This window comes from Marinobacterium iners, assembly GCF_017310015.1.
Taxonomy (GTDB): domain Bacteria; phylum Pseudomonadota; class Gammaproteobacteria; order Pseudomonadales; family Balneatricaceae; genus Marinobacterium; species Marinobacterium iners.
Genome location: NZ_CP022297.1, coordinates 3293513 through 3313887 on the forward strand (window position 1 = coordinate 3293513; position 20375 = coordinate 3313887).

Below are 20375 nucleotides of genomic sequence, written 5' to 3' on the forward strand. Positions count from 1 at the left end.
CAGTTATATAAAACTGAATGCCATAGCTTCATACTTAAATTTCATGAAGAATTTTCATCCACCATTTAAGTTATCGCTACATATATGGTAAAAAACTTTCGGGGTATGCTTCCTAAATATGGAGTTAAATTGGCTGTTCAAAGCGGTTAACTTCGAGATACTGGTTATTAACCGGCGGTAACTTAGGACGTACATGCAGCATAGGTATAACATAGCTACCGGTGCTGTGAAGGAATTCTTTCGAGGTACCCAAAGATGTAAAGAAGAGAGAAAAGCACATTAGACTGATGAAAGACTACGCCGTTAGTGATAAACAACACTGAAAATGATATAGCAAATATTAACTTCCCAGAAATTGATAGCATTCTATAAAAATACCAGTAACACGAAATTATGCTTATTAGTCCAAGCAATCCAAATGAAATGAAAATATTGAGGACATCATTATGTGCAGAGAGAGAAGGACCACCTGGCTGCAACCAAATAGGACCAACCCCAGCGATCCATTCTTTTATTCCAAAATTTTCTTCAATGTATGTCAAATAAAATTTATAAATACTTAGGCGACCGCTTGAAGCGGCATCTATAACGCTACCTGCATGAGCAGCATCTCGCCCCTTAAAAACGACCCTGTCGTAAACTTCAACCCAATCCACATTAACCAATATCAGGATCAATAAAGGTAGTCCCCATATTATCAACTTTCGAAACGTATTCTTCATAAGGAGAAGATTTCTGTGCGTAACGATCAAGCTCATAATGTAAGCAAGCATCACCGACCGTACGTTCAAAGCAAAGATCAAAGTAAAAGGGATTGCTACCCAAAGAAGGCCCGAGGTAATTAATGGGAGGCTGGCTTTTAAGTGTGACTGTGCAATTACATGATTGGGTGTATTTAAATAGTGCTGATAGTAGCTCTCTCCTGGCATCGCCTCTTGAATATAGCTTATGTAGGAAGCAATCATTAGTAAAAAAATGACTCCGAACGAAAGATATTTCTTGTACACTAGACTTGCTTGATACATCAACCCAGGTACATTTGTAACAGAAACCAAAAAAAGGCAAGGAATAAAGACTGTCAGCGCGAATTTAATGTGTACGAATAGAGGAACTTCGCTGTTAATCTGGCTTGCAAACAATGTGCATGGAAACAAAAAAATCACTAATGGGATAAGCTTGGCATTCGTCTTACCTTGCTTTAAAAAGAACACTGATAACAGAAGCCCAAAAACTGTATAGTACCCTACAACTGTAGCTGGTTTACTATCAGACCAAATAACGTCGATGGCGACTCTAGACATCAAAAAAAATAAAGTGATTGCGACTATGAAACTGATTTTAGAAACTTTCAACTCGCCTACCTTTTTTAAAAACGTGAATTCAACTAATAACTGCAACACCCGCTCATGGTGTGTTGCAATTGCTCTTTAAAAATTACATCAGGTTGAATAAACCCTAATATTTTTCTTGGCCGCAGGTTTAACCTTGATTGAAACTGCTCTATCAGCGACTGGCTGAGGCCCCGTAAATCTGTACCCTTGGGTATATACTGACGCAAGAGCCCATTGGCATTTTCGTTTGCACCGCGTTCGTATGACGCATATGGATCTGCGAAGTAAACATCAGTTTCAAGCTCACGGGCAATACGCTCATGATCAGCAAATTCTAAACCGTTATCGGCGGTTATACTGTGAACGAGTTCTTTAAAAGGCTGGAGCATTTCGATTGCTACATCAGCCACTGCACCCGCATGTTTGGTATCTACTTTTCTGACCAAATAAAACCGACTCTTACGCTCTAATAGAGTCACGATAACACCTGTTCCTCGTTTACCAATGACAGTGTCGATCTCCCAGTCACCATAGCGGCCTCGTTGATTAATGATTTCAGGTCTATCATGTATTGAGCGACGACCTAGAATGCGACCACGTTGTTTATGCAACCGTTTTTTATAGCGCTTTAGCTTATGCCTTAGATGTGTAAACAACGAACCACCATGATCGTGATCGTTTAGTATGTGCTGATAGATCCACTCGTGACTCACTGGATAACCGATGCGGCCACAGATAGCAGATATTTGTTCAGGACTCCAATCTAACTTCAGCATGAACTCAACGGCACTCTTTGTGTTCTCACATATTCGCCTAGGTTTTGACTGCAAGCGGCGCATTAATGCACGTTTTTGAGCTGTATTAGGGTCATATTGACCTGCTGTACTTGTATTTCTATGTAACTCCCGACTGACAGTCGATGGAGCAATGTTAAGTTTTTTAGCGATTTCTCTTAGTGAAAATTCCAGTGAGAGCAACGTAGAAATCTGGTATCGTTGGCCCTCGGTCAGCTGCCGATAACTCATGTGGAAAACTCGTTTTTTTTGGTCGAAAAACAAGGCTACCACATTTCGGTAGCTGGCCTCTTTCCGACCAGGTTCATCACATGAGTGTTGCGGTTATTATCTGAATTCAGGAAATCTGGAATAAATACTGCTCAATTACTATTCGAGTTCTATTAACCCAGCGGCAGCACCTGCAGGAAGAGGCACAGCTATGACGGGCTTCTAACTAAGATTTACAGACCTAAACTGCCACCAGTTTAATGGCATCATCCGATGATTATACTAGCTGAACACATTTTTTACGCTATCCCCTTTTTTGGGAGCATCGGGGCTTGCTAATTGAGCGAATTTTCTTGCTACATTAATCTCGTTGTACTGAGATATATTCGGCTCCACAAACGAGGTAAAGTCATTATTGAGAAAGGCAATAAACTCATTCATATCAAAATTTTCCTGACATATTGTTATGAAAGGCCTAGACGAGAGCACATAATCAACAATTTTACTTGGCGCCTGAATACTTGTTGCATTGGAGAAGTTTATCAAGAAATCCATACGGGAGAGAATTTCAAGACATTCATCGCGTGGAATCTTTGCATGTAATTTCATGCGCCCCGCTAGCTCTGATATGTAAGGTTCCAAAATACTTATTGTGTGTGAGTTAGAAAGATCAGTGTAGATATGAAAAACATAATCACGTTCAATTTTTGATAAAAAATCAAGAAAGGCTGAAGGATCGCGTATCTTCTTATATAATGCGCCAGCAAAAGCAAAAGATGGAATGGGGTTTTTTTTATAGTTTTTCGAATAATCGGCTTCTAAATCAAAGCCTTGCGGGATTACTTTTATCTTGCCAGCTGGCACCAGTATATTTTCATAGGCGACTGCTGATGATTCTATAGGCACAGTCACGTAATTAAATTCCTTTAGTATGATCCGCTCCAAACCTCTAGCATAAAACGGTTTTTTACTGACTGGGTTTGTGCTGTAAGGATCGCCATAATCAGCCACAGCATAGGTTGTTTCTAAACGGTTTGATTTAATAGCCAGCCAAGTAGCAAGATGCACGGTAAATGGGAGGCCGATAGATATTGTTAAATCCACATATTTTGATTTAATCTCAAATATTAATTTTATGGCCTCAAAAAAATTTTTCCCATCTGGTAGTGATTTTGATAATACGCCACCTATAGCGGACCGCATTAATCGTCGTATTTTTGATACTGGCTGCTTGAGTTTAACGTTTTTTTCTAATTTACTATTTTTTCGAGCTGAGATAAATTCCACCTCATGACCGAGGTTTCTTAGTGTCTTGTACAGTGATTTTGCCCGAAAAGCTCTTGGCGTTGTTTCTTCAAGATCAAAAAAAGATACTATTAGTATTTTCATATTATTGAATATTTAGTATTTATTAAATTTGAGTTTATTGACGTCAAGATTGATCGTGCTCTACAGTTTCGAGTACGGCTTTAAGTTCGCTTTTAACTTTTGGATGATTTAGTGAATCTTGCAGTTACAAATCCTACGGCTTCACGCACTTCCGCTTTAAAGCTAATCAAAGCTCCAACAAACAACAGGCCCCAAAACGCCAGCATCAATGAATAGATGCGGGCGCCATATAATGTAAAGATGCTAGCTCCTGCTACCACCAAAGCTGAGTATCCGTATAGCAGCAACCTTGGCATCGGTTTCCAAAGATAGATTGAAAACTCTGTGCGTAGTATGAAAAACACCCAAAATGATATGCAAGTACTGACTGCCGCACCCGCAGCACCGAAGCTTGGAATCATCAGCCAGTTTCCTACAAGATTGACTACAAAGGCAATCAAGGCGGCCAGCATGGCAAAAATGCTACGGCGTGATATGCCTATGCCCACTACAGTTGTTTCTGAGAGCGTATATAATAATGGTGCGCCAAGACATGCCACCAGAATCCATTGAACTTCAGAATAACTAGCAGGTAAAAACAATGTTACGACCCATGAAAGTAGACCTGCTAGGCAGAATATCAGTACAACAAGACCCAGTATGTAGCGATTTACTTTGTGTACATTTTCAAGTCCTTCACCTTTACTAGCCCATTTATATACAGTGGGAGCCCAAACAGTGGAGAAGACACTTTGCAGAATGACAGCCGCTGCTGCAAAACTCACGGCAACTGAATATATGCCAAGTTCTTCGAAGCTTGCCAATGTACGTAAAAATACTTTATCAATTGCTGTCAGACCCCAGTAGGCAATGCCTCCTAGTATCAATGGAAGTCCAAAACGCAGCATTTCTTTCAAATGCTTAAGGTCAAGTGAACCTGTTATACCTGCGATCCACTCTCTGCGTGTATTGAACAACAATACTGTACAGACAAATAAAATAGCTGCTGTGTTTGCTATCACTAGGTTGGTCAAATTTTTATCAGCACCTAGCAAAACATAGCCACCAACGATAGCGAGGAATAGCATTTTTGGCATTAACTGACTCATTGAATAGGCTAGTCCCTGCTCGTTCATCCGCAGCACTAATGACAGGAAGCGGGATACAAATGCAGTCAGCAATACAGTCGCAATCAGCAAGCTCAATTGCCATTCGGGGCGATCAAAAAGCCAGTTTGCAAGAGCACCGCCGAATGACAGCAAAATCAGTAGTGTTGCCAGAAGGATTGACAGGCCTGGCAATAGAGAGCGTTTAAGCAGCGCAGGTTTATCGATAACCTCATGAAATTCACGTACATACGCCTGGTCCAGTCCTAGGCTAAAAAGGAGAGTGCTCAAGCCAATAGCAACATTTAGCATCGCCATTCTGCCGATATCTTCCTGTGAAAAGAACCAGGTTATAATCGGGAGCGTGATAAGACCCAGCAGTGCACCACCGATCGGGCCTATTGCAAAGGCTGCTATTTTACGTGGCGTCACATGTAAAACTCTTTAACCGCTGTAATCACATGCGCTTGATCATTCATAGACAGCCCATAATACATAGGCAAACGGATCAAGCGTTCACTTTCCGTGGTGGTGTAACGATCTTCCCCGTGGAAACGTGCGAACTGCATACCAGCGGCAGCCGTGTGCAGTGGAACATAATGAAAAACCGCTAATATATTGTTCGCCTTGAGGTGCTCAAGCAATGCAGTACGCCCTTCCAGATCTGCCACCTTGAGGTAGAACATGTGCGCATTGTGGGTGCACGCTTCGGGAAGTGTCGGCAGTTCGATTTTACCTGCTACTTGCAGGGGTAGCAGTGCATCATAATACGCCTGCCAGCTTGCAAGTCGGTTTGTGTTGATTTCTTCAGCACTTTCCAGTTGACCCCACAGAAACGCGGCCTGAAGCTCACTCGGCAGATAGCTGCTGCCGACATCAACCCATTGGTATTTATCGACCATTCCACGGAAGAACTGGCTACGGTTGGTGCCTTTTTCGCGGATGATTTCAGCTCTTTCCTTGAACTGATCGTCGTTGATGATAAGCAGCCCGCCTTCACCACCGCTGGTGTAGTTTTTAGTTTCGTGAAAGCTGAATGCGCCCATATGGCCGATGGTACCAAGCGCCTGGCCTTTGTAAGTGCTCATCATGCCCTGTGCCGCATCCTCGATCACAAATAACTGATGTCGGTTGGCAATCTCCATGATGGTATCCATTTCACAGGCAACACCTGCGTAGTGGACGGGAACAATGGCACGTGTTTTCTCGGTAATGGCCGCTTCGATCAACCGCTCGTCAATGTTCATGGTGTCGGGGCGAATATCAACAAATACTATTTTCGCGCCACGCAATACAAACGCATTCGCCGTGCTGACAAAGGTATAGCTCGGCATGATCACTTCATCGCCGCGCTGAATATCAATCAGCAAAGCTGCAAGCTCTAATGCCGCCGTGCAAGACGGGTTGAGCAGTGCTTTTTTGCAGGGCAGATTTTCTTCAAACCATGTCTGACATTTTTTGCCGAACGGGCCGTCGCCGGAGAGTTTTCCATTTTTTATGGCTTCCTCAACGAAGACGAGCTCGGTTCCGAGGAATGGGGGGCGATTAAAATCAATCATTGTAGCCAAAGCTCTTCATGTATTGTGTCGCGTTTGGACCTTCATTAAATATGAGATCTAGAATAGTCACACCATGCTCGAAGGGTTCGTGTAACTGGCGATACTCAGGGTATCCGCTGTAATCCATCCATTCGACCTGAATACCCTTTTCTTCTGCAAGTCCCATGTCGAAATAATGTTTTGCAGATGGTCCGCTCAAATAAACATCGGCGCCCGCCTGTTCACATATACTAATCAGCTTCTCAGTTTTCCCATCAAGAATCTCATACTCATGCGACCAGGTTAGCTTTGTATCTATACCAAGAATTTCGTTTGCAATCTTTATTAGACTAAAGTTAATGGTACTCAAATCCAAAAAATCACAGCCAAGATAAAAAACTTCAAAAATCGCTTTATATTCGCCAAAAAACTTAGACTTTGAATAATTTTGAGATAGAGTCTGCCAGTGTTTTCGAGCCCATCTTGGGTCAGTTATTTTTGTCTCAAGAATACTTTGCTCTAGACTTTTTTGGGCGCAAGGTATTGTGAGCCACTTACTACCTTGCTTAGTCTTAATTACGTTTCGATTTCGCCAATCATTCTTTGTATATTGTGCTGTATCAAAAAAAACAAACTCATCGACCATATTAATCAGATCAAAGTATCCCTTCCAAGGAATATAGCTTGATTGGAGAATCGCCAACTTCTTCATGCTACGACTATTCCTTTATCTCTGTGCGATGAAACAAGCTTGGCAGGAATGCCAAGATTCTTAGAAAACGCATCTGTATTTGATAAAACCAATGACTTTGATCCAATCATAGATTCCGTTTTGATAACAGTATTCTGAACACAGGTCGAATTAAAACCAAAAAAACAATTATCTTCAACTTTGCAATTACCACCCAACAACGTTTGACTAGCAAAAAAACAATGACTACCGATATCAACATCGTGCGAAATCGTTACCGAAGACCAGATAATGTTGTTATCACCCAATCTTGAAAACGGCTCTAAAACGCTTCCAATAAGGACTACATTGTTATTCCCAAGAATAACCGTTTCGTCCAGTATGGCGCTGCTATCGATATAATTAACAAACTGATAGCCCTTAAAACAGGCTTTTTCATACATCGATCTTCTATTTCGCATGCTGGAATAACCAACAGCAACAAACATCAAAAATCGGTCTTTTGGATAAAGGCGGTCGATATTCTCAAATGCTACCAAAGGAAGATCGTCAAAGGAGCTCATATCGCGCTTAAACGCTTCATCCACACAAAATGCTACTACCTTTTGACCTTTAACTCGATCTAGATACAGGCGCATCATCCTGGCGAAGCTTCCGGCGCCGTAGATTACAATCTCCTTCATTCCTCTAATACTCCGTTAAGCTGACGAATCAAATTCTCGCGTGAAAAATATGAACGAATTAGACTCGCATTTTCTTCTGCATCCTTAGTCGTGATCCGGCAGAGCTCTAGCTTTTCAACGTCGTTCAGCTTAATTCCCAAGCCTTTCAAAAAACGCCAATGGCTCACACCACTCCGCATAAACACCGTTTTCCCCATACCCAAAAGCATAATAGTGTTGCCCATGGCCTGTTGTCGCTGATGATTAAAAATTGCGATATCGAGGCTTTTCAAAAACTTCAGATACTCATCAAACGCCATAAATGACGTAAGGGGTACAAACTTATCACCAAACCACGCATTGCCTGTTTCAATAACTTTTTTAGCGTGTTCCTGATCACCGTAGGAAAGCGGTACAAAGATTTTTATCTCATCTTCTTTATAGGGCAATAGTTTTTCTAATGATTCTATGTGGTTGTTGCTTGGATCAGCGGAGTTGCCAACCAGTATATTTATACTTGTGTGCCCTTCTGTTTTTTCTTGTGCTGCTTGAACAATGTTTGGGTCAACCACATTACTCAGATACATCAGGCATTCATGATGTTTTCCCTTGGCACCATACCACTGTCTAGCAAGTTCTACATCACCAGGTATGTAGGTTACCAAGTGCCCCATATTTTTGATCACTGGCCGACGAAAGAACTCCCTGAGTTTCCATTTTAAGTTTTTTTCACCTAGCTTGTGAACATAAAGATCACCACCCCACATCACCCAGTAGCATTTTTTGAGCAGCCAAGGCATAAAGAAAAGAATCAATATAATTTTGGAGTTAGATAGCCCATGTAGGATAACTTTCTCTGAAACCTGCATAAGCTGAACCAGCTTCAAAAGTCCTTTAACCTGGCCGGTCTTAGTTCTTTTAACCTTATAATTTGATTTATATTGTTTGACCGGGTATTTATCATGATCACCATTTAGCCAAAAAAAATGATCATCCAAACTGAAATTATCTTCTATGAAATCAGTAAATGGTGGTATGAACTTTTCCAGATTACAGACATGCAATATCTTACTGCTCACTGCTCGCCCACCAGTCTCAGCAAATATTGTCCATAACCATTTTTACTTAGTGCAGCCGCTTGAGTCTTGAGATGTTCTTTAGCTAACCAACCGTTATTGAATGCAATCTCTTCCAGACATGCAACCTTCAACCCCTGCCTGTCCTCTATAATTTGCACAAACTGCGATGCTTCCAACAGGCTTTCATGGGTGCCAGTATCCAGCCAGGCAAAGCCACGGCCCAGCAGTTCCACATTCAGATCACCGCGCTCAAGATAAGCCTGGTTCACGCTGGTAATTTCCAGCTCGCCACGGTGCGAGGGTTTTACCTGCTTGGCGATGTCCACCACGTCGTTGTCGTAGAAATAGAGACCGGTTACGGCGTAGTTGGACTTGGGCTGTTCGGGCTTTTCTTCAATGGAAATTGCTTTGTTATTTTCATCAAAAGCAACCACACCAAAACGTTCTGGATCTTTAACCTGATAGCCAAATACAGTAGCACCAGAGGTGCGGGCAGCGACCAGTTTCAGCTTGGGAGTGAAACCCTGACCATAGAAAATATTGTCACCCAGTACCAGGCATACACTGTCATCACCGATAAAGTCTTCACCAATGATAAAGGCCTGCGCCAGACCGTCTGGGCTTGGCTGTTCGGCGTAGCTGAGTTGAATGCCGAAGTTGCTGCCATTGCCCAGCAGTTTTTCAAAGTTGGGCAGGTCTTCGGGGGTAGAAATGATCAGGATATCACGGATACCCGCCAGCATCAGTACCGAGAGCGGGTAATAGATCATCGGCTTGTCGTAGATGGGCAGCAGTTGCTTGGACACGCCTTTGGTGATCGGATACAAACGGGTGCCGGAACCACCGGCGAGGATAATGCCTTTCATGGTCTGTCCTTGTGACTGAACGAGTTGCTATCAGAGCTGCCCAAGGCGCTCACGCTTGTAGGTGCCATCCTGCACACGGCGGCACCACTCCAGGTTGTCGAGATACCACTGCACGGTTTTACGGATGCCGGACTCGAAGGTTTCTTGCGGTTGCCAACCCAGTTCACGCTGAATCTTGTTTGCATCAATGGCATAGCGGCGGTCGTGGCCGGGACGATCCTGTACGTTCGTAATCAAGTCGCGGTAACTTGTTTCAGCCGGGGCCAACTCCTGTAGGAGATCGCAAATGGTGTGGACCACTTCGATGTTCTGCTTTTCGTTATGGCCGCCGATATTGTAGGTTTCGCCTACTTTGCCTTCGGTGACGGCCTTATAGAGTGCGCGGGCGTGGTCTTCTACATAGAGCCAATCACGGATCTGGTCGCCCTTGCCGTAGACCGGCAGCGGTTTGCCTTCCAGCGCGTTGAGGATCATCAACGGCACCAGCTTTTCCGGGAAGTGATACGGCCCGTAGTTGTTGGAGCAGTTGGTCACCAGTACCGGGAAGCCGTAGGTTCGCATCCAGGCGCGTACCAGGTGGTCTGAGCTGGCTTTGCTGGCGCTGTAAGGGGAGCTTGGGGCATAGCCGGTGGTTTCGGTGAACAAGTACTGGGTCGCATCGTCTGCTTCTGCCGGGTGGGGCAGGTCGCCATAGACTTCGTCGGTGCTGATATGGTGGAAGCGGAACGCCTGCTTGTGTGCTTCATCCAGCCCTTGCCAGTAACTGCGAGCAACTTCCAGCAGTGTGTAAGTGCCCACGATGTTGGTTTCGATAAACGCAGCCGGGCCATCGATGGAGCGGTCTACATGGCTTTCAGCGGCTAGGTGCATGATGGCATCGGGCTGATGCTCGGCAAATACTCGTTCCAGTTCAGTGCGGTTGCAGATATCGACCTGTTCAAAGGTATAGCGATCGGAGCTGTCGACTTCACGCAGGTTTTCCAGGTTGCCTGCATAGGTGAGCTTGTCAACGTTGACGACGCTGTCCTGAGTGTTCTGGATGATGTGGCGGATAACCGCCGAGCCGATAAAGCCGGCACCGCCGGTGACGAGGATTTTCATGTCACCAAACACCTCTAGTATCAATGCAACCGCTACCTAGCCCAGTTACATTGTCCTTTGTCTTGAACTTTTTATGATCAACCAACAACACCTTGATATCCGCTTCGGATTCAGCTTTTTCGATATCGACCAGCTGCAGACTATTTTGCAGTTTTTCAGGCAAAGCTTTGATGTTGGGTTCTACTGCAAGCACTTTGCCGGGGTGCAGCTCTGCGATCTGCTGCGTAATCGCCAGCGCAGGGCTTTCGCGCAGGTCATCGATATCGGCTTTAAAGGCCAGCCCGTAGCAAGCGATGGTGACATCTTTAGCGGTTTTGTCCGGGTTGGCCTGCAGGTAGTCGGCCACTGCCAGTTTGACCTTGTTGATTACCCATTCCGGTTTGCTGTCGTTGACTTCACGGGCCGTGCGGATCAGACGTGCTTGTTCCGGCGTTTTGCTGACGATAAACCAGGGGTCTACGGCGATGCAGTGGCCACCCACACCGGGACCGGGCTGAAGGATGTTGACGCGTGGGTGGCGATTGGCCAGGGCGATCAGTTCCCATACGTTGATATCCAGCGTGTCACAGATGATCGACAGCTCGTTGGCGAAGGCGATGTTCACATCGCGGAAGCTGTTTTCAGTCAGCTTGGCCATTTCGGCAGTGCGGGCATGGGTGACTACGCACTCGCCCTGTACGAAGGTCTTGTATAGCGCACAGGCCAGCGCCGAGCATTTGGGGGTCATGCCGCCCACTACACGATCGTTTTTGACCAGTTCGTGCAGTACCTGGCCCGGCAGTACCCGTTCCGGGCAGTGGGCAATGCGGATATCGGAATCTTCGCCGTGGGTTTGCGGGAAGGTCAGGTCCGGACGCGCTTCGGCCAGCCATTCGGCCATCTGTTCGGTGGCGCCGACCGGGCTGGTGGATTCCAGAATGACCAGGTTGCCAGGTTTAAGGACCGGTGCGATCGCTTTGGCGGCGGATTCGATGTAGGAGAGGTCGGGTTCTGGGGTAGTGGATTCCGGCAATGGTCGCGCAGTGAACTGCGCTCCTACAGGTTGGGCAGGGGCGGCAGGTTTGTTTTTGAACGGTGTCGGGACGGCGATCAGAAAGGCATCGGCGGCTTCGGGCGTGGTGGTGGCGCGCAGGTAGCCTTCGGTAACCGCGGCGTGGACCACCATGTCCAGATCGGGCTCGACAATGTGGATTTCACCCCGGTTGATGGTATCGACCGCCTGCTGGTTTACATCAACGCCGATGACCTGGATTTTGCATGATGCGAATACAGCAGCTGTGGGCAGGCCAATGTAGCCCAGCCCGATAACGGAGATGGTGTTGAATTGCATGGGGTGTCCTTGGTGTCTTCTAGATCAAGCCTTGCTGCCGTGCAAGGCGCTTGTTCAGAACAAAAATAGAGTTATATTCAAGGCCCCAAAGGTGCCTTGCATGGGTCATTTTCTTACGGAATGCATCATTGGCCTGTTGCAGAAATTCATCTGGCAGCTCTGGTATGACAAGCAGCAGACTAAGGGGCAGTGCAAATGCACTCTGCTGTGAGAGGTTGCTGCCAAGTAACTCACCATCAGATTCCAGCCTGTTATGAATCAGGCTTACCCAGAGGGTTAGGGAGTCAACAAACTTCTTTTCGATTTCGGCATAAAATTTTTTATGCTCTCTTGGGACCGTACTCTTGGCTTCGACCAGCAAGACTTTTGGCGTCTTCCCGTGACGGTGAAGAATGAATTCCACACTGCTGATGCCTTTCTCATCGAGCTTGCTGTGTTTCACCCAACGCTCAATGTGAAACAGGTCGTCTTCATTGTAAGGCCCAAAGGTCACACCAGACTCAGCAATGGAAACAGGCATCAGGCAGATGCCTCCAGCTCCAGCTCAAACAGCCTGATCGACTCATCAATGATGCCGTTTTCGGGTATGCCGTCTTTCAAGTCAGCTTGTTGCCAGCCGTCATCTGAATCGCCCATCAACACGGGGATACTGATATTGTTCTGTAATGCTAGCAGGTGTAATTTTTTGACGACAAAGTAGGAGTGAGAGGCCATGAACACCTGGATTCCTTTCTCTGCCAACACTGCCAGGATATCTAAAAACTGGCTGATCGCTTTCGGATGTAATGCGGACTCAGGCTCATCAATGAAGATGATCGAGTCCGGGGACAAGTATCGGTTCCCCAGTAGAGTATCCAGTATGGCAATTTTTTTAATGCCTTCAGCAGTACTGTGTATTGAGAAGCGGCTGTTCCCTTTACGATAGACCCAGCTGTCATTGCCGGCATCAAACTCGATGCGGCCCTGAAACATCTTTTCAAGACTGATTCTGGACTGCTTGAATGCATCATAGTTGCGGCCCATCTGCGTCGGCTTTTGCAACGCGAGCACCAGGTCAGTGTATGTTGCATCAAAGCCAAAGGCTTTATCATGCAAGCCACTCTTGATGATGACTTTTGCCAGGCTCAGCACTTCTTTGGGGGGCAGAAAAACCGAGTTTGCTTCCCGAGGGCCAAGGTTGTTATGAACCGGGGTGATACGTTTGGTGGTGTCTTGTCCAAAATCGATAACCAAAGCGCAGTTATCGTCCTGTACCATGCGTGCTTTGAGACGATTTCCAGCCCCTCTGCGGACAAGATCCCCCAGCTTGTCGACTTGAAAAGTCCAGTAACACTTTTCACTCAAGACTTCATCAAAGTCACGCGGATCATCCCCCCTGCCCGTTTCTTCCTGAGATCTGAGCATCATGTAGAGCGCTTTAAGCAGAAAGGTCTTCCCAGTGCTGTTTGCACCTATGATGAGGTTCAGGCTGCCCAGTGACTGGCCGTGTACCTTTTTCAGGGGGCCAAAATTTTCAAGTTCAAATTCTTTGATCGCCACGGGGTGCTCCAAAATTTGCCCAGACAGGTCAGGCTTTTGCCATGAAGTCTAATATGCGCTGACAGGCTTGACCATCGCCGTAAGGGTTGTGAGCCTGGCTCATGCGCTGGTATGCGGCGTTATCGGTCAGCAGGCGCGTAACTTCCATAACAATGGTATCAGTGTCTGTACCAACCAGTTTGACTGTACCTGCAGCAATCGCTTCGGGCCGTTCGGTGGTGTCACGCATGACCAGTACCGGTTTGCCCAATGAAGGGGCTTCTTCCTGAATGCCACCGGAGTCGGTCAGGATCAGTGTCGCTTGGGTCATCAGGTACACAAACGGCAGGTAATCCTGCGGCGCGATCAGGTGGATATTATCCACGCCCTGCAACAGGCGGTTGACCGGCTCTTGCACGTTGGGGTTAAGGTGGACCGGGTACAGAATTTGGCAACCGGGATGTTGTTCGGCAATCTGGCGCAGGGCATCACAGATACGCTCAAAGCCGCCACCAAAGCTTTCGCGGCGGTGGCCGGTGACCAGTACCAATTTTTTATCCGGGCCCAACATGGGATAGGCTGCCGCCAGCTCTGCTTTCAGGGCCGGGTTTTGGTCGATTTTGTCCCGCACCCACAGCAAGGCATCAATGACGGTGTTGCCGGTAACGCTGATCTGCTCTGCCGGGATATTTTCGGCCTGCAGGTTGGCACTTGAGGTATCGGTGGGCGCAAAGTGAAAGCGGGTAATGGCGCCGGTCAGTTTACGGTTAGCCTCTTCCGGCCAGGGGGAGTAGATATCCCCGGTACGCAGGCCGGCCTCAACGTGCCCTACAGGTATTTGCTGGTAGTAGGCCGCCAAAGCGGTGGCAAAGGTGGTAGCGGTATCCCCATGTACCAGCACCACATCTGGCTTGAACGCCTCCAACACCGGCTTGATGCCGGTCAGGATGGCGGTGGTGACATCGTTCAGGCTTTGCCCCGGTTGCATGATGTTGAGGTCGTAATCCGGGGTAATTTCGAACAGGTTGAGTACCTGGTCGAGCATTTCGCGGTGCTGGGCGGTGACGCAGACCTTGGCTTCAAAACGATGATCGGCTGCAAGTGCATGTACCAGCGGCGCCATTTTAATCGCTTCCGGCCGGGTGCCGAATACGGTTAGGATTTTTTTAGTCATTGAGTCACTTCATGCGCTGGGGGCGCGTCCTTTCTTTTGCGGCGATGTTGGGTGATGGCCATTATACAGCGCTGGATAGGCCCACGTAGCCGGTGCCGGCGATGGTGATGTTCATGTGTTGGTCCGTTTTACAGCAGGGTTGGCGACATCTGGCACCAGTGATTTTTTTCACTTGCCGGCGTGTATTTCTGCTGCAGGGGCATCATCACCTTTGAAAACGATACGGCCGTTTTCATCGGTCACATAGTAGTGACCAAGCTTGCGTTTTTTTTCCAACTCTTCTTGTACGGCATGCGCCAAACTAGCTAACAGTGTGGATGACGAGTAGGGCTGTGACTGCTGTGTTGTACTCATTGGGTGGACCTCTCGGTTAGTTGATCCAGCATATCAGGATTGTGTACTACTCTGGTTTGACCAAAGTTTTCGAATACCAATTCTGGTGTATCCCGGTGGTTCATCATGCAGACACAATGATCGGCTTTCTGGCTATATTCCTGAAGCAGGTGTTTCAGGCTCTTGGGGAATCGACGCATCAGGTCTTCCAATGGTATATCGTGACCACCATGTTTGACTCTTTCAGCAACACGCTGACGAGATAATTCAACACTGGGCAATGCCAAATACACCAGCTCTACATGCCAGCCTTCCTGTCGCAGGCGCTGGATAAGCTTCAAATAGCCCCCCTTTCGCCGTTTGATGCCAATACTATCAACATAGTTCCGGCCTGTTATAAGGAGCCCGCAGTGCGGCGTTGCATAGGCCCACGTAGCCGGTGCCTGCGATGGTGATGTTCATGGGGTTGGTCCTTGCCCTAGTAGATATCCTTGGAGATCAGTGTAAACGGTGTTTTCAGCAGGATTTTAATATCCAGCCAGACTGACCAGTTGTTGATGTACTGCAGGTCGAGTTCTACGCGCTTTTGCATTTTATCCAAGGTTTCGGTTTCGCCCCGGTAGCCGCTGATCTGTGCAAGGCCGGTGATGCCGGGTTTGATGCGGTGGCGGGCCATGTAGGCGGTGATTTTGTGCGAGTAGTAGTCGTTGTGGGCAACGGCGTGCGGACGCGGGCCGACCAGTGACATATCGCCTTTCAGTACATTGAACAGTTGCGGTAGTTCGTCGATGGAGGTGCGGCGAATAAAGCGACCCACCGCTGTGATGCGGTCGTCGTTGCGTTGGGCCTGCTTCACTTCTTTGTCGTCATGCACCTTCATGGAGCGGAATTTCAGTACCTGGAAAATTTCACCGTTCATGCCGTGGCGCGGCTGCCGAAACAGCACCGGCCCCGGTGATGACAGTTTGACAGCGATGGCGGTGCCGATCAGCAAGGGGCTGATGGCGATGATGCCCAGCGCGGCGGCGACCCTATCCAGTGTGGCTTTAAGCAGCGCGCTGGTGGGGTAACGGGTCAGGGGGCTTTCATTGAGGTGAATGGCCGGCAGGCCTTCGATCTCGGTGACCGAGTGGTTGAGCATTACCAGGCTGGCAAGGTCGGGTATCCAGACCACATCCACGCTGGCATCGAGCAGGTCGATATAGAGGCCTTCTACCTGGGCCATCTCGGCGGCCGGAAGGGCGATATACAGGCGACGAATCTCATGTTGCGCGATCAAGTCACGCAGTTGGCTGACAGCGCCGATGACGGGATAGAGCGGTCGATCCTTGACCGGCTCATCATTGGGCTGGATCAGCCCTTGCAGTGGCTCCTGTCGATTACGACTCAGTTTTTCCGCCAGCTCCAGCGCCAGCTCACCGGTGCCCACAATGGCGGCGCGACGTTCCTGACGCAGCCGTTCATGGTAGCGGCGTGACAGGTGATGCAGGGGGACAAAGGCGGCAAATTGCAGGCCATAGCCCAGCAACGACCATTGCAGCAGCACTTCACGGGAGTAGAGTTCACTGGTTTTGGTCACAAAGGCGGCGATTGCGAGTATCGCCAGCAGTACCAGCCAGCCACCCAGCAGCCTCACACTGCCGGTGAGATAGCCCGTTTGGCGATCATATACGCGCAGGAGTTGATATACCGGCAAGGACCCCAACAGCGCCAGCACTGCCAATACACGGTAGTGCGGTGCAAAGTCGGTTGTTTTGGCCAGGGTGAGGCCAATCAGCAGCAACAGCGCAGCGGCAATGCCGACCAGCCATTGAATCCAGAAGGTGAGGCTGCGGTTACGGTTGCGGGGGTTGTAACGGGATGGGGTGAGTGTCATGTCGTCCTTGGTAACAGCTGTACGGGTAAATGTGCTTCAGGCACGCTACCGCCCGGAGGTTGTATGTAGGGCAATCCTCAAGGCCCGGTTCCTTCCTGGCGGTTTCAGTGCGTAGCGAATCACAATGTTAATGCAATCACGTGTACTTTATGTGTCCATTAAGCAACATTGCTTCGCACCGATGGGTATATTACCCCGACCGCTTGCAGATGCAACGCCGCTTTCGCACCGGCGGCAATGTTACCTGATTGCCGTGGCCGAGGCACGTTGGTGAGTGTTCAGTTGGTGGATGCGCTTGCTATTCTACAGCTGTTTTTGATGTTGGCGGTTTGCTACCCTTCGTGGTTACCGTGACAGGCCCTGCCAACCTTTGGATAAACCCTCGCGCAAAAATGAAAAAAACCACACAGAATCAAACAGCTGAAAGCCCCCATACTCCCATGATGCAGCAGTACTTACGCATTAAGGCGCAGCACCCGGATCAATTGCTGTTTTACCGTATGGGGGATTTTTACGAGCTGTTCTATGACGACGCCAAGAAGGCGGCGCGACTGCTGGATATCTCGCTGACGGCACGGGGCAAGTCGGCCGGTGAGCCGATTCCGATGGCGGGCATTCCCTACCACTCGGCCGAGGGCTATATCGCCCGGATCGTCAAGGCCGGCGAGTCGGTGGTGATCTGTGAGCAGGTGGGTGACCCGGCGACCAGCAAGGGGCCGGTTGCGCGCGAGGTCGTGCGTATCGTCACACCCGGCACACTGAGTGATGAAGCCCTGCTGGATGAACATCAGGACAATATTCTGATGGCAATCTGTGTGCAGGGTGAACGTTATGGCCTTGCGCTGGTGGATATCAGCTCGGGCCGGTTCAGTCTGTTCGAGGTGGAGGGTACGGATGCCCTGCTGGCCGAGCTGGAGCGCCTGCGCCCGGCTGAGCTGCTTTACCCCGATGACTCCGGTCTGTCCCGGCTGTTGGGCAAACGCCCGGGCAGTCATGGCCGTCCGCCCTGGGAGTTCGAAGCCGATACGGCGCAGCGGCTGTTATGTGATCAGTTCAATACCCGTGACCTGAGCGGATTCGGTTGTGACCACCTGCCACTGGCGATCAGTGCGGCGGGTTGCCTGCTGCAGTATGCGCGGGATACCCAACGCAGCACTCTGCCGCACATACGCCGCCTGCAGGTTGAGCAGCATGACGAAGCGGTGATTCTGGATGCGGCAACACGGCGTAATCTTGAACTGGATCTGAACCTGTCGGGTGGACGCAGCAACACCCTGGCGTCTGTACTGGACAAGTGCCGCACGCCGATGGGCAGTCGTTTGCTACGCCGCTGGCTGCATCGCCCTCTGCGCGACCGCGCAACGCTGGAAAGCCGTCAGGATGCGATCCGCTGGCTGATGCAGCCAGGCCAGAGCGAGGATATTGCCGAGCAGCTGCGCCTGATCGGGGACATGGAGCGTATTCTGTCACGCATCGCACTGCGATCCGCGCGCCCACGTGACCTTGAACGCCTGCGCAATGCATTGACCTCGCTGCCGGACCTGCAACGGTTGATTCAAGCTGCCGATGCACCGCTGGTGGGCACACTGGCACAGTCCATTGCCACCTTTCCCGAGCTGTCCGAGCTGCTGCAAAGCGCCATCATCGATGGCCCTCCGGTGGTGATTCGTGACGGTGGCGTGATTGCAGCTGGCTACGATGCCGAACTGGATGAGCTGAGGGGCTTGAGTGAAAACGCCGGCGATTATCTGCTGCAGCTGGAGCAGCGCGAGCGTGCGCGCACCGATATTGCCAACCTTAAAGTCGGTTACAACCGGGTTCACGGCTACTATATCGAAGTCACCAAGGCGCAGGCGGTCGACATGCCGGCGGACTATATCCGCCGCCAGACGCTGAAAAATGCCGAGCGCTTCATCACGCCCGAACTGAAAGAGTTTGAAGACAAGGCACTGAGTGCCAAAAGCAAGGCACTGGCACGGGAGAAGGCACTCTATGAGGCGCTGATCGAAACCCTGGCAGCCGAACTGGGGCCGCTGCAGGAGTCCGCGGCCGCTCTGGCGCAGCTGGATGTACTGAATACGCTGGCAGACCGGGCCCTGGCACTGGAATATCAATGTCCCCGGCTGGTGGATGAGCCCTGTATCCAAATCGAAGCGGGTCGGCACCCGGTGGTCGAGTCCGTGCTCGAAACCCCGTTTGTAGCCAACGACCTTGAACTGCATCCCGCACGGCGGATGCTGATCATCACCGGTCCCAACATGGGCGGCAAGTCCACCTATATGCGTCAGGCTGCGCTGATTACGCTGCTGGCCCACATCGGCAGCTATGTACCGGCTCAGGCGGCTCGCATCGGCATTGTCGATCGCATTTTCACCCGCATGGGCTCGTCGGACGACCTGGCCGGTGGACGCTCAACCTTTATGGTCGAGATGACCGAAACCGCCAACATTCTGCACAACGCCACCGAACGCAGCCTGGTGCTGATGGATGAGGTCGGGCGCGGTACCAGTACATTCGATGGCCTGTCGCTGGCCTGGTCCTGTGCCGATTATCTGGCACGGGAAATTCGGGCCTTCACCCTGTTTGCCACCCACTACTTTGAATTGACCGCCCTGCCCGAGCAGGCGACGGGAGTCGATAACGTGCACTTGACCGCCGTTGAGCACAACGATCACATCGTGTTCATGCATGAGGTGCAACAGGGCCCGGCCAGTCAAAGCTACGGTCTGCAGGTTGCACAGCTGGCAGGGATTCCGGCCCGGGTGATCACTCAGGCACGTGACAAACTGGTATTGCTGGAGCAGGACAGCCGCAGCAGTGCCGGCCAACCCGTACGCAACCCGATCCCCGACTCGGCACGCCATAACGGCCCGATTCAGAGCGACCTGTTTGTGACCAGCGGCCCCTCTGCCGCCGAGCTGCATCTGCGCGAACTGCAGCCGGATGAGCTGACACCGCGACAGGCACTGGACGCACTGTACAGCCTCAAACAGCTGTTGGATTAAGACAAAATCCGGCCGCGCACTATACTGCAGACAAACCCTTCTACCGGAGCCGAACCATGACCTATATCGTCACTGACAACTGTATTCGCTGCAAGTACACGGACTGTGTCGAGGTCTGCCCTGTGGACTGCTTCTATGAGGGTCCCAACTTTCTGGTGATTCACCCGGACGAGTGCATCGACTGCGGACTGTGTGAGCCGGAGTGCCCAGCAGACGCCATTCTGCACGAGGATGACCTGAGCGATGCGCAGGAGATTTACTTTCAGCTGAACACGGAGCTGTCCGAAATATGGCCCAATATCAATCAGCGCAAGGCGCCACTGACTGATGCGGACAAATGGAATGGTGAGCCGGACAAGCTCCAGTATCTGGAGCGCTAGCGAGGCTTGAAGC

At 49.6% G+C, this 20375-nt stretch carries 19 protein-coding genes; 2 read left to right on the forward strand and 17 right to left on the reverse strand.

The features are described 5' to 3' along the window. Positions 1-215: 215 nt before the first annotated feature. From CFI10_RS15860 to CFI10_RS15940, 17 genes are all read right to left on the reverse strand, one after another. Positions 216-1397 carry an O-antigen ligase family protein gene (locus CFI10_RS15860; protein WP_206836260.1) on the reverse strand — a complete coding sequence of 394 codons (1182 nt, stop codon included), beginning with the start codon at positions 1395-1397 and terminating at the stop codon, positions 216-218. Further along, entirely contained in the window at positions 1385-2356 is a 972-nt protein-coding gene (locus CFI10_RS15865; RefSeq protein WP_206836262.1) for an IS30 family transposase, read from the reverse strand. Before CFI10_RS15865 ends, CFI10_RS15860 begins: the two co-directional genes overlap by 13 nt. A gap of 261 nt (positions 2357-2617) precedes the next feature. Continuing rightward, a complete protein-coding gene (locus tag CFI10_RS15870) occupies positions 2618-3724 on the reverse strand; it encodes a glycosyltransferase family protein (RefSeq protein WP_206836266.1) in 1107 nt (368 codons plus the stop codon). A gap of 92 nt (positions 3725-3816) precedes the next feature. Further along, entirely contained in the window at positions 3817-5241 is a 1425-nt protein-coding gene (locus CFI10_RS15875) for a lipopolysaccharide biosynthesis protein (protein WP_242530022.1), read from the reverse strand. Then, positions 5238-6368: a dTDP-4-amino-4,6-dideoxygalactose transaminase gene (gene rffA, locus CFI10_RS15880; protein ID WP_206836269.1), complete on the reverse strand. Its 1131-nt coding sequence runs from the start codon at positions 6366-6368 to the stop codon at positions 5238-5240. Before rffA ends, CFI10_RS15875 begins: the two co-directional genes overlap by 4 nt. Continuing rightward, complete coding sequence (locus CFI10_RS15885) at positions 6361-7059, reverse strand: WbqC family protein (protein ID WP_206836272.1); 699 nt, start codon at positions 7057-7059, stop codon at positions 6361-6363. Before CFI10_RS15885 ends, rffA begins: the two co-directional genes overlap by 8 nt. Then, positions 7056-7721: an acetyltransferase gene (locus CFI10_RS15890; RefSeq protein ID WP_206836275.1), complete on the reverse strand. Its 666-nt coding sequence runs from the start codon at positions 7719-7721 to the stop codon at positions 7056-7058. Before CFI10_RS15890 ends, CFI10_RS15885 begins: the two co-directional genes overlap by 4 nt. After that, positions 7718-8779: a TDP-N-acetylfucosamine:lipid II N-acetylfucosaminyltransferase family protein gene (locus CFI10_RS15895; protein ID WP_206836278.1), complete on the reverse strand. Its 1062-nt coding sequence runs from the start codon at positions 8777-8779 to the stop codon at positions 7718-7720. Before CFI10_RS15895 ends, CFI10_RS15890 begins: the two co-directional genes overlap by 4 nt. Continuing rightward, positions 8776-9645 (reverse strand): glucose-1-phosphate thymidylyltransferase RfbA, encoded by an 870-nt coding sequence (gene rfbA, locus CFI10_RS15900; protein WP_206836282.1) that lies wholly within the window; start codon positions 9643-9645, stop codon positions 8776-8778. Before rfbA ends, CFI10_RS15895 begins: the two co-directional genes overlap by 4 nt. 30 nt (positions 9646-9675) lie before the next feature. Continuing rightward, positions 9676-10746, reverse strand: a complete 1071-nt coding sequence (gene rfbB, locus CFI10_RS15905) for a dTDP-glucose 4,6-dehydratase (RefSeq protein ID WP_206836286.1) — start codon at positions 10744-10746, stop codon at positions 9676-9678. A gap of 1 nt (position 10747) precedes the next feature. Further along, positions 10748-12076 carry a UDP-N-acetyl-D-mannosamine dehydrogenase gene (wecC, locus tag CFI10_RS15910; protein WP_206836288.1) on the reverse strand — a complete coding sequence of 443 codons (1329 nt, stop codon included), beginning with the start codon at positions 12074-12076 and terminating at the stop codon, positions 10748-10750. 19 nt (positions 12077-12095) lie between these two features. Then, positions 12096-12596, reverse strand: coding sequence for a hypothetical protein (locus CFI10_RS15915; RefSeq protein WP_206836292.1), 501 nt, complete (start codon positions 12594-12596; stop codon positions 12096-12098). Beyond that, the gene (locus CFI10_RS15920; RefSeq protein WP_206836297.1) at positions 12596-13615 is read right to left on the reverse strand and encodes an AAA family ATPase; all 1020 of its coding nucleotides are present in this window, start codon (positions 13613-13615) and stop codon (positions 12596-12598) included. Before CFI10_RS15920 ends, CFI10_RS15915 begins: the two co-directional genes overlap by 1 nt. A gap of 28 nt (positions 13616-13643) precedes the next feature. Then, on the reverse strand, positions 13644-14768 hold the full coding sequence (wecB, locus tag CFI10_RS15925) for a non-hydrolyzing UDP-N-acetylglucosamine 2-epimerase (protein WP_206836300.1): 1125 nt from the start codon (positions 14766-14768) through the stop codon (positions 13644-13646). Between the two features lie 168 nt (positions 14769-14936). Further along, entirely contained in the window at positions 14937-15122 is a 186-nt protein-coding gene (locus CFI10_RS15930) for a hypothetical protein (protein WP_206836304.1), read from the reverse strand. Beyond that, positions 15119-15442 (reverse strand): hypothetical protein, encoded by a 324-nt coding sequence (locus tag CFI10_RS15935; RefSeq protein WP_206836306.1) that lies wholly within the window; start codon positions 15440-15442, stop codon positions 15119-15121. The genes CFI10_RS15930 and CFI10_RS15935 overlap by 4 nt, the downstream gene beginning before the upstream one ends. Positions 15443-15579: 137 nt before the next feature. Further along, entirely contained in the window at positions 15580-16977 is a 1398-nt protein-coding gene (locus CFI10_RS15940; RefSeq protein WP_206836308.1) for an undecaprenyl-phosphate glucose phosphotransferase, read from the reverse strand. A gap of 440 nt (positions 16978-17417) precedes the next feature. Here CFI10_RS15940 and mutS point away from each other — a divergent pair, with 440 nt between their 5' ends. Both mutS and fdxA read left to right on the forward strand, forming a co-directional pair. Further along, the gene (mutS, locus tag CFI10_RS15945; protein WP_242530023.1) at positions 17418-19982 is read left to right on the forward strand and encodes a DNA mismatch repair protein MutS; all 2565 of its coding nucleotides are present in this window, start codon (positions 17418-17420) and stop codon (positions 19980-19982) included. Between the two features lie 56 nt (positions 19983-20038). Further along, entirely contained in the window at positions 20039-20362 is a 324-nt protein-coding gene (gene fdxA, locus CFI10_RS15950; protein WP_206836316.1) for a ferredoxin FdxA, read from the forward strand. The last annotated feature ends 13 nt before the right edge of the window (positions 20363-20375 follow it).

Bases quoted from the DNA above. Each gene is read 5' to 3' on its own strand.
- wecC (WP_206836288.1), bottom strand. From the start codon at position 12,076: ATGCAATTCAACACCATCTCCGTTATCGGGCTGGGCTACATTGGCCTG.
- CFI10_RS15885 (WP_206836272.1), bottom strand. From the start codon at position 7,059: ATGAAGAAGTTGGCGATTCTCCAATCAAGCTATATTCCTTGGAAGGGA.
- rfbA (WP_206836282.1), bottom strand. From the start codon at position 9,645: ATGAAAGGCATTATCCTCGCCGGTGGTTCCGGCACCCGTTTGTATCCG.
- fdxA (WP_206836316.1), top strand. From the start codon at position 20,039: ATGACCTATATCGTCACTGACAACTGTATTCGCTGCAAGTACACGGAC.
- mutS (WP_242530023.1), top strand. From the start codon at position 17,418: ATGATGCAGCAGTACTTACGCATTAAGGCGCAGCACCCGGATCAATTG.
- rffA (WP_206836269.1), bottom strand. From the start codon at position 6,368: ATGATTGATTTTAATCGCCCCCCATTCCTCGGAACCGAGCTCGTCTTC.
- CFI10_RS15865 (WP_206836262.1), bottom strand. From the start codon at position 2,356: ATGAGTTATCGGCAGCTGACCGAGGGCCAACGATACCAGATTTCTACG.
- CFI10_RS15870 (WP_206836266.1), bottom strand. From the start codon at position 3,724: ATGAAAATACTAATAGTATCTTTTTTTGATCTTGAAGAAACAACGCCA.
- rfbB (WP_206836286.1), bottom strand. From the start codon at position 10,746: ATGAAAATCCTCGTCACCGGCGGTGCCGGCTTTATCGGCTCGGCGGTT.
- CFI10_RS15930 (WP_206836304.1), bottom strand. From the start codon at position 15,122: ATGAGTACAACACAGCAGTCACAGCCCTACTCGTCATCCACACTGTTA.
- CFI10_RS15940 (WP_206836308.1), bottom strand. From the start codon at position 16,977: ATGACACTCACCCCATCCCGTTACAACCCCCGCAACCGTAACCGCAGC.
- CFI10_RS15890 (WP_206836275.1), bottom strand. From the start codon at position 7,721: ATGAAGGAGATTGTAATCTACGGCGCCGGAAGCTTCGCCAGGATGATG.
- CFI10_RS15915 (WP_206836292.1), bottom strand. From the start codon at position 12,596: ATGCCTGTTTCCATTGCTGAGTCTGGTGTGACCTTTGGGCCTTACAAT.
- wecB (WP_206836300.1), bottom strand. From the start codon at position 14,768: ATGACTAAAAAAATCCTAACCGTATTCGGCACCCGGCCGGAAGCGATT.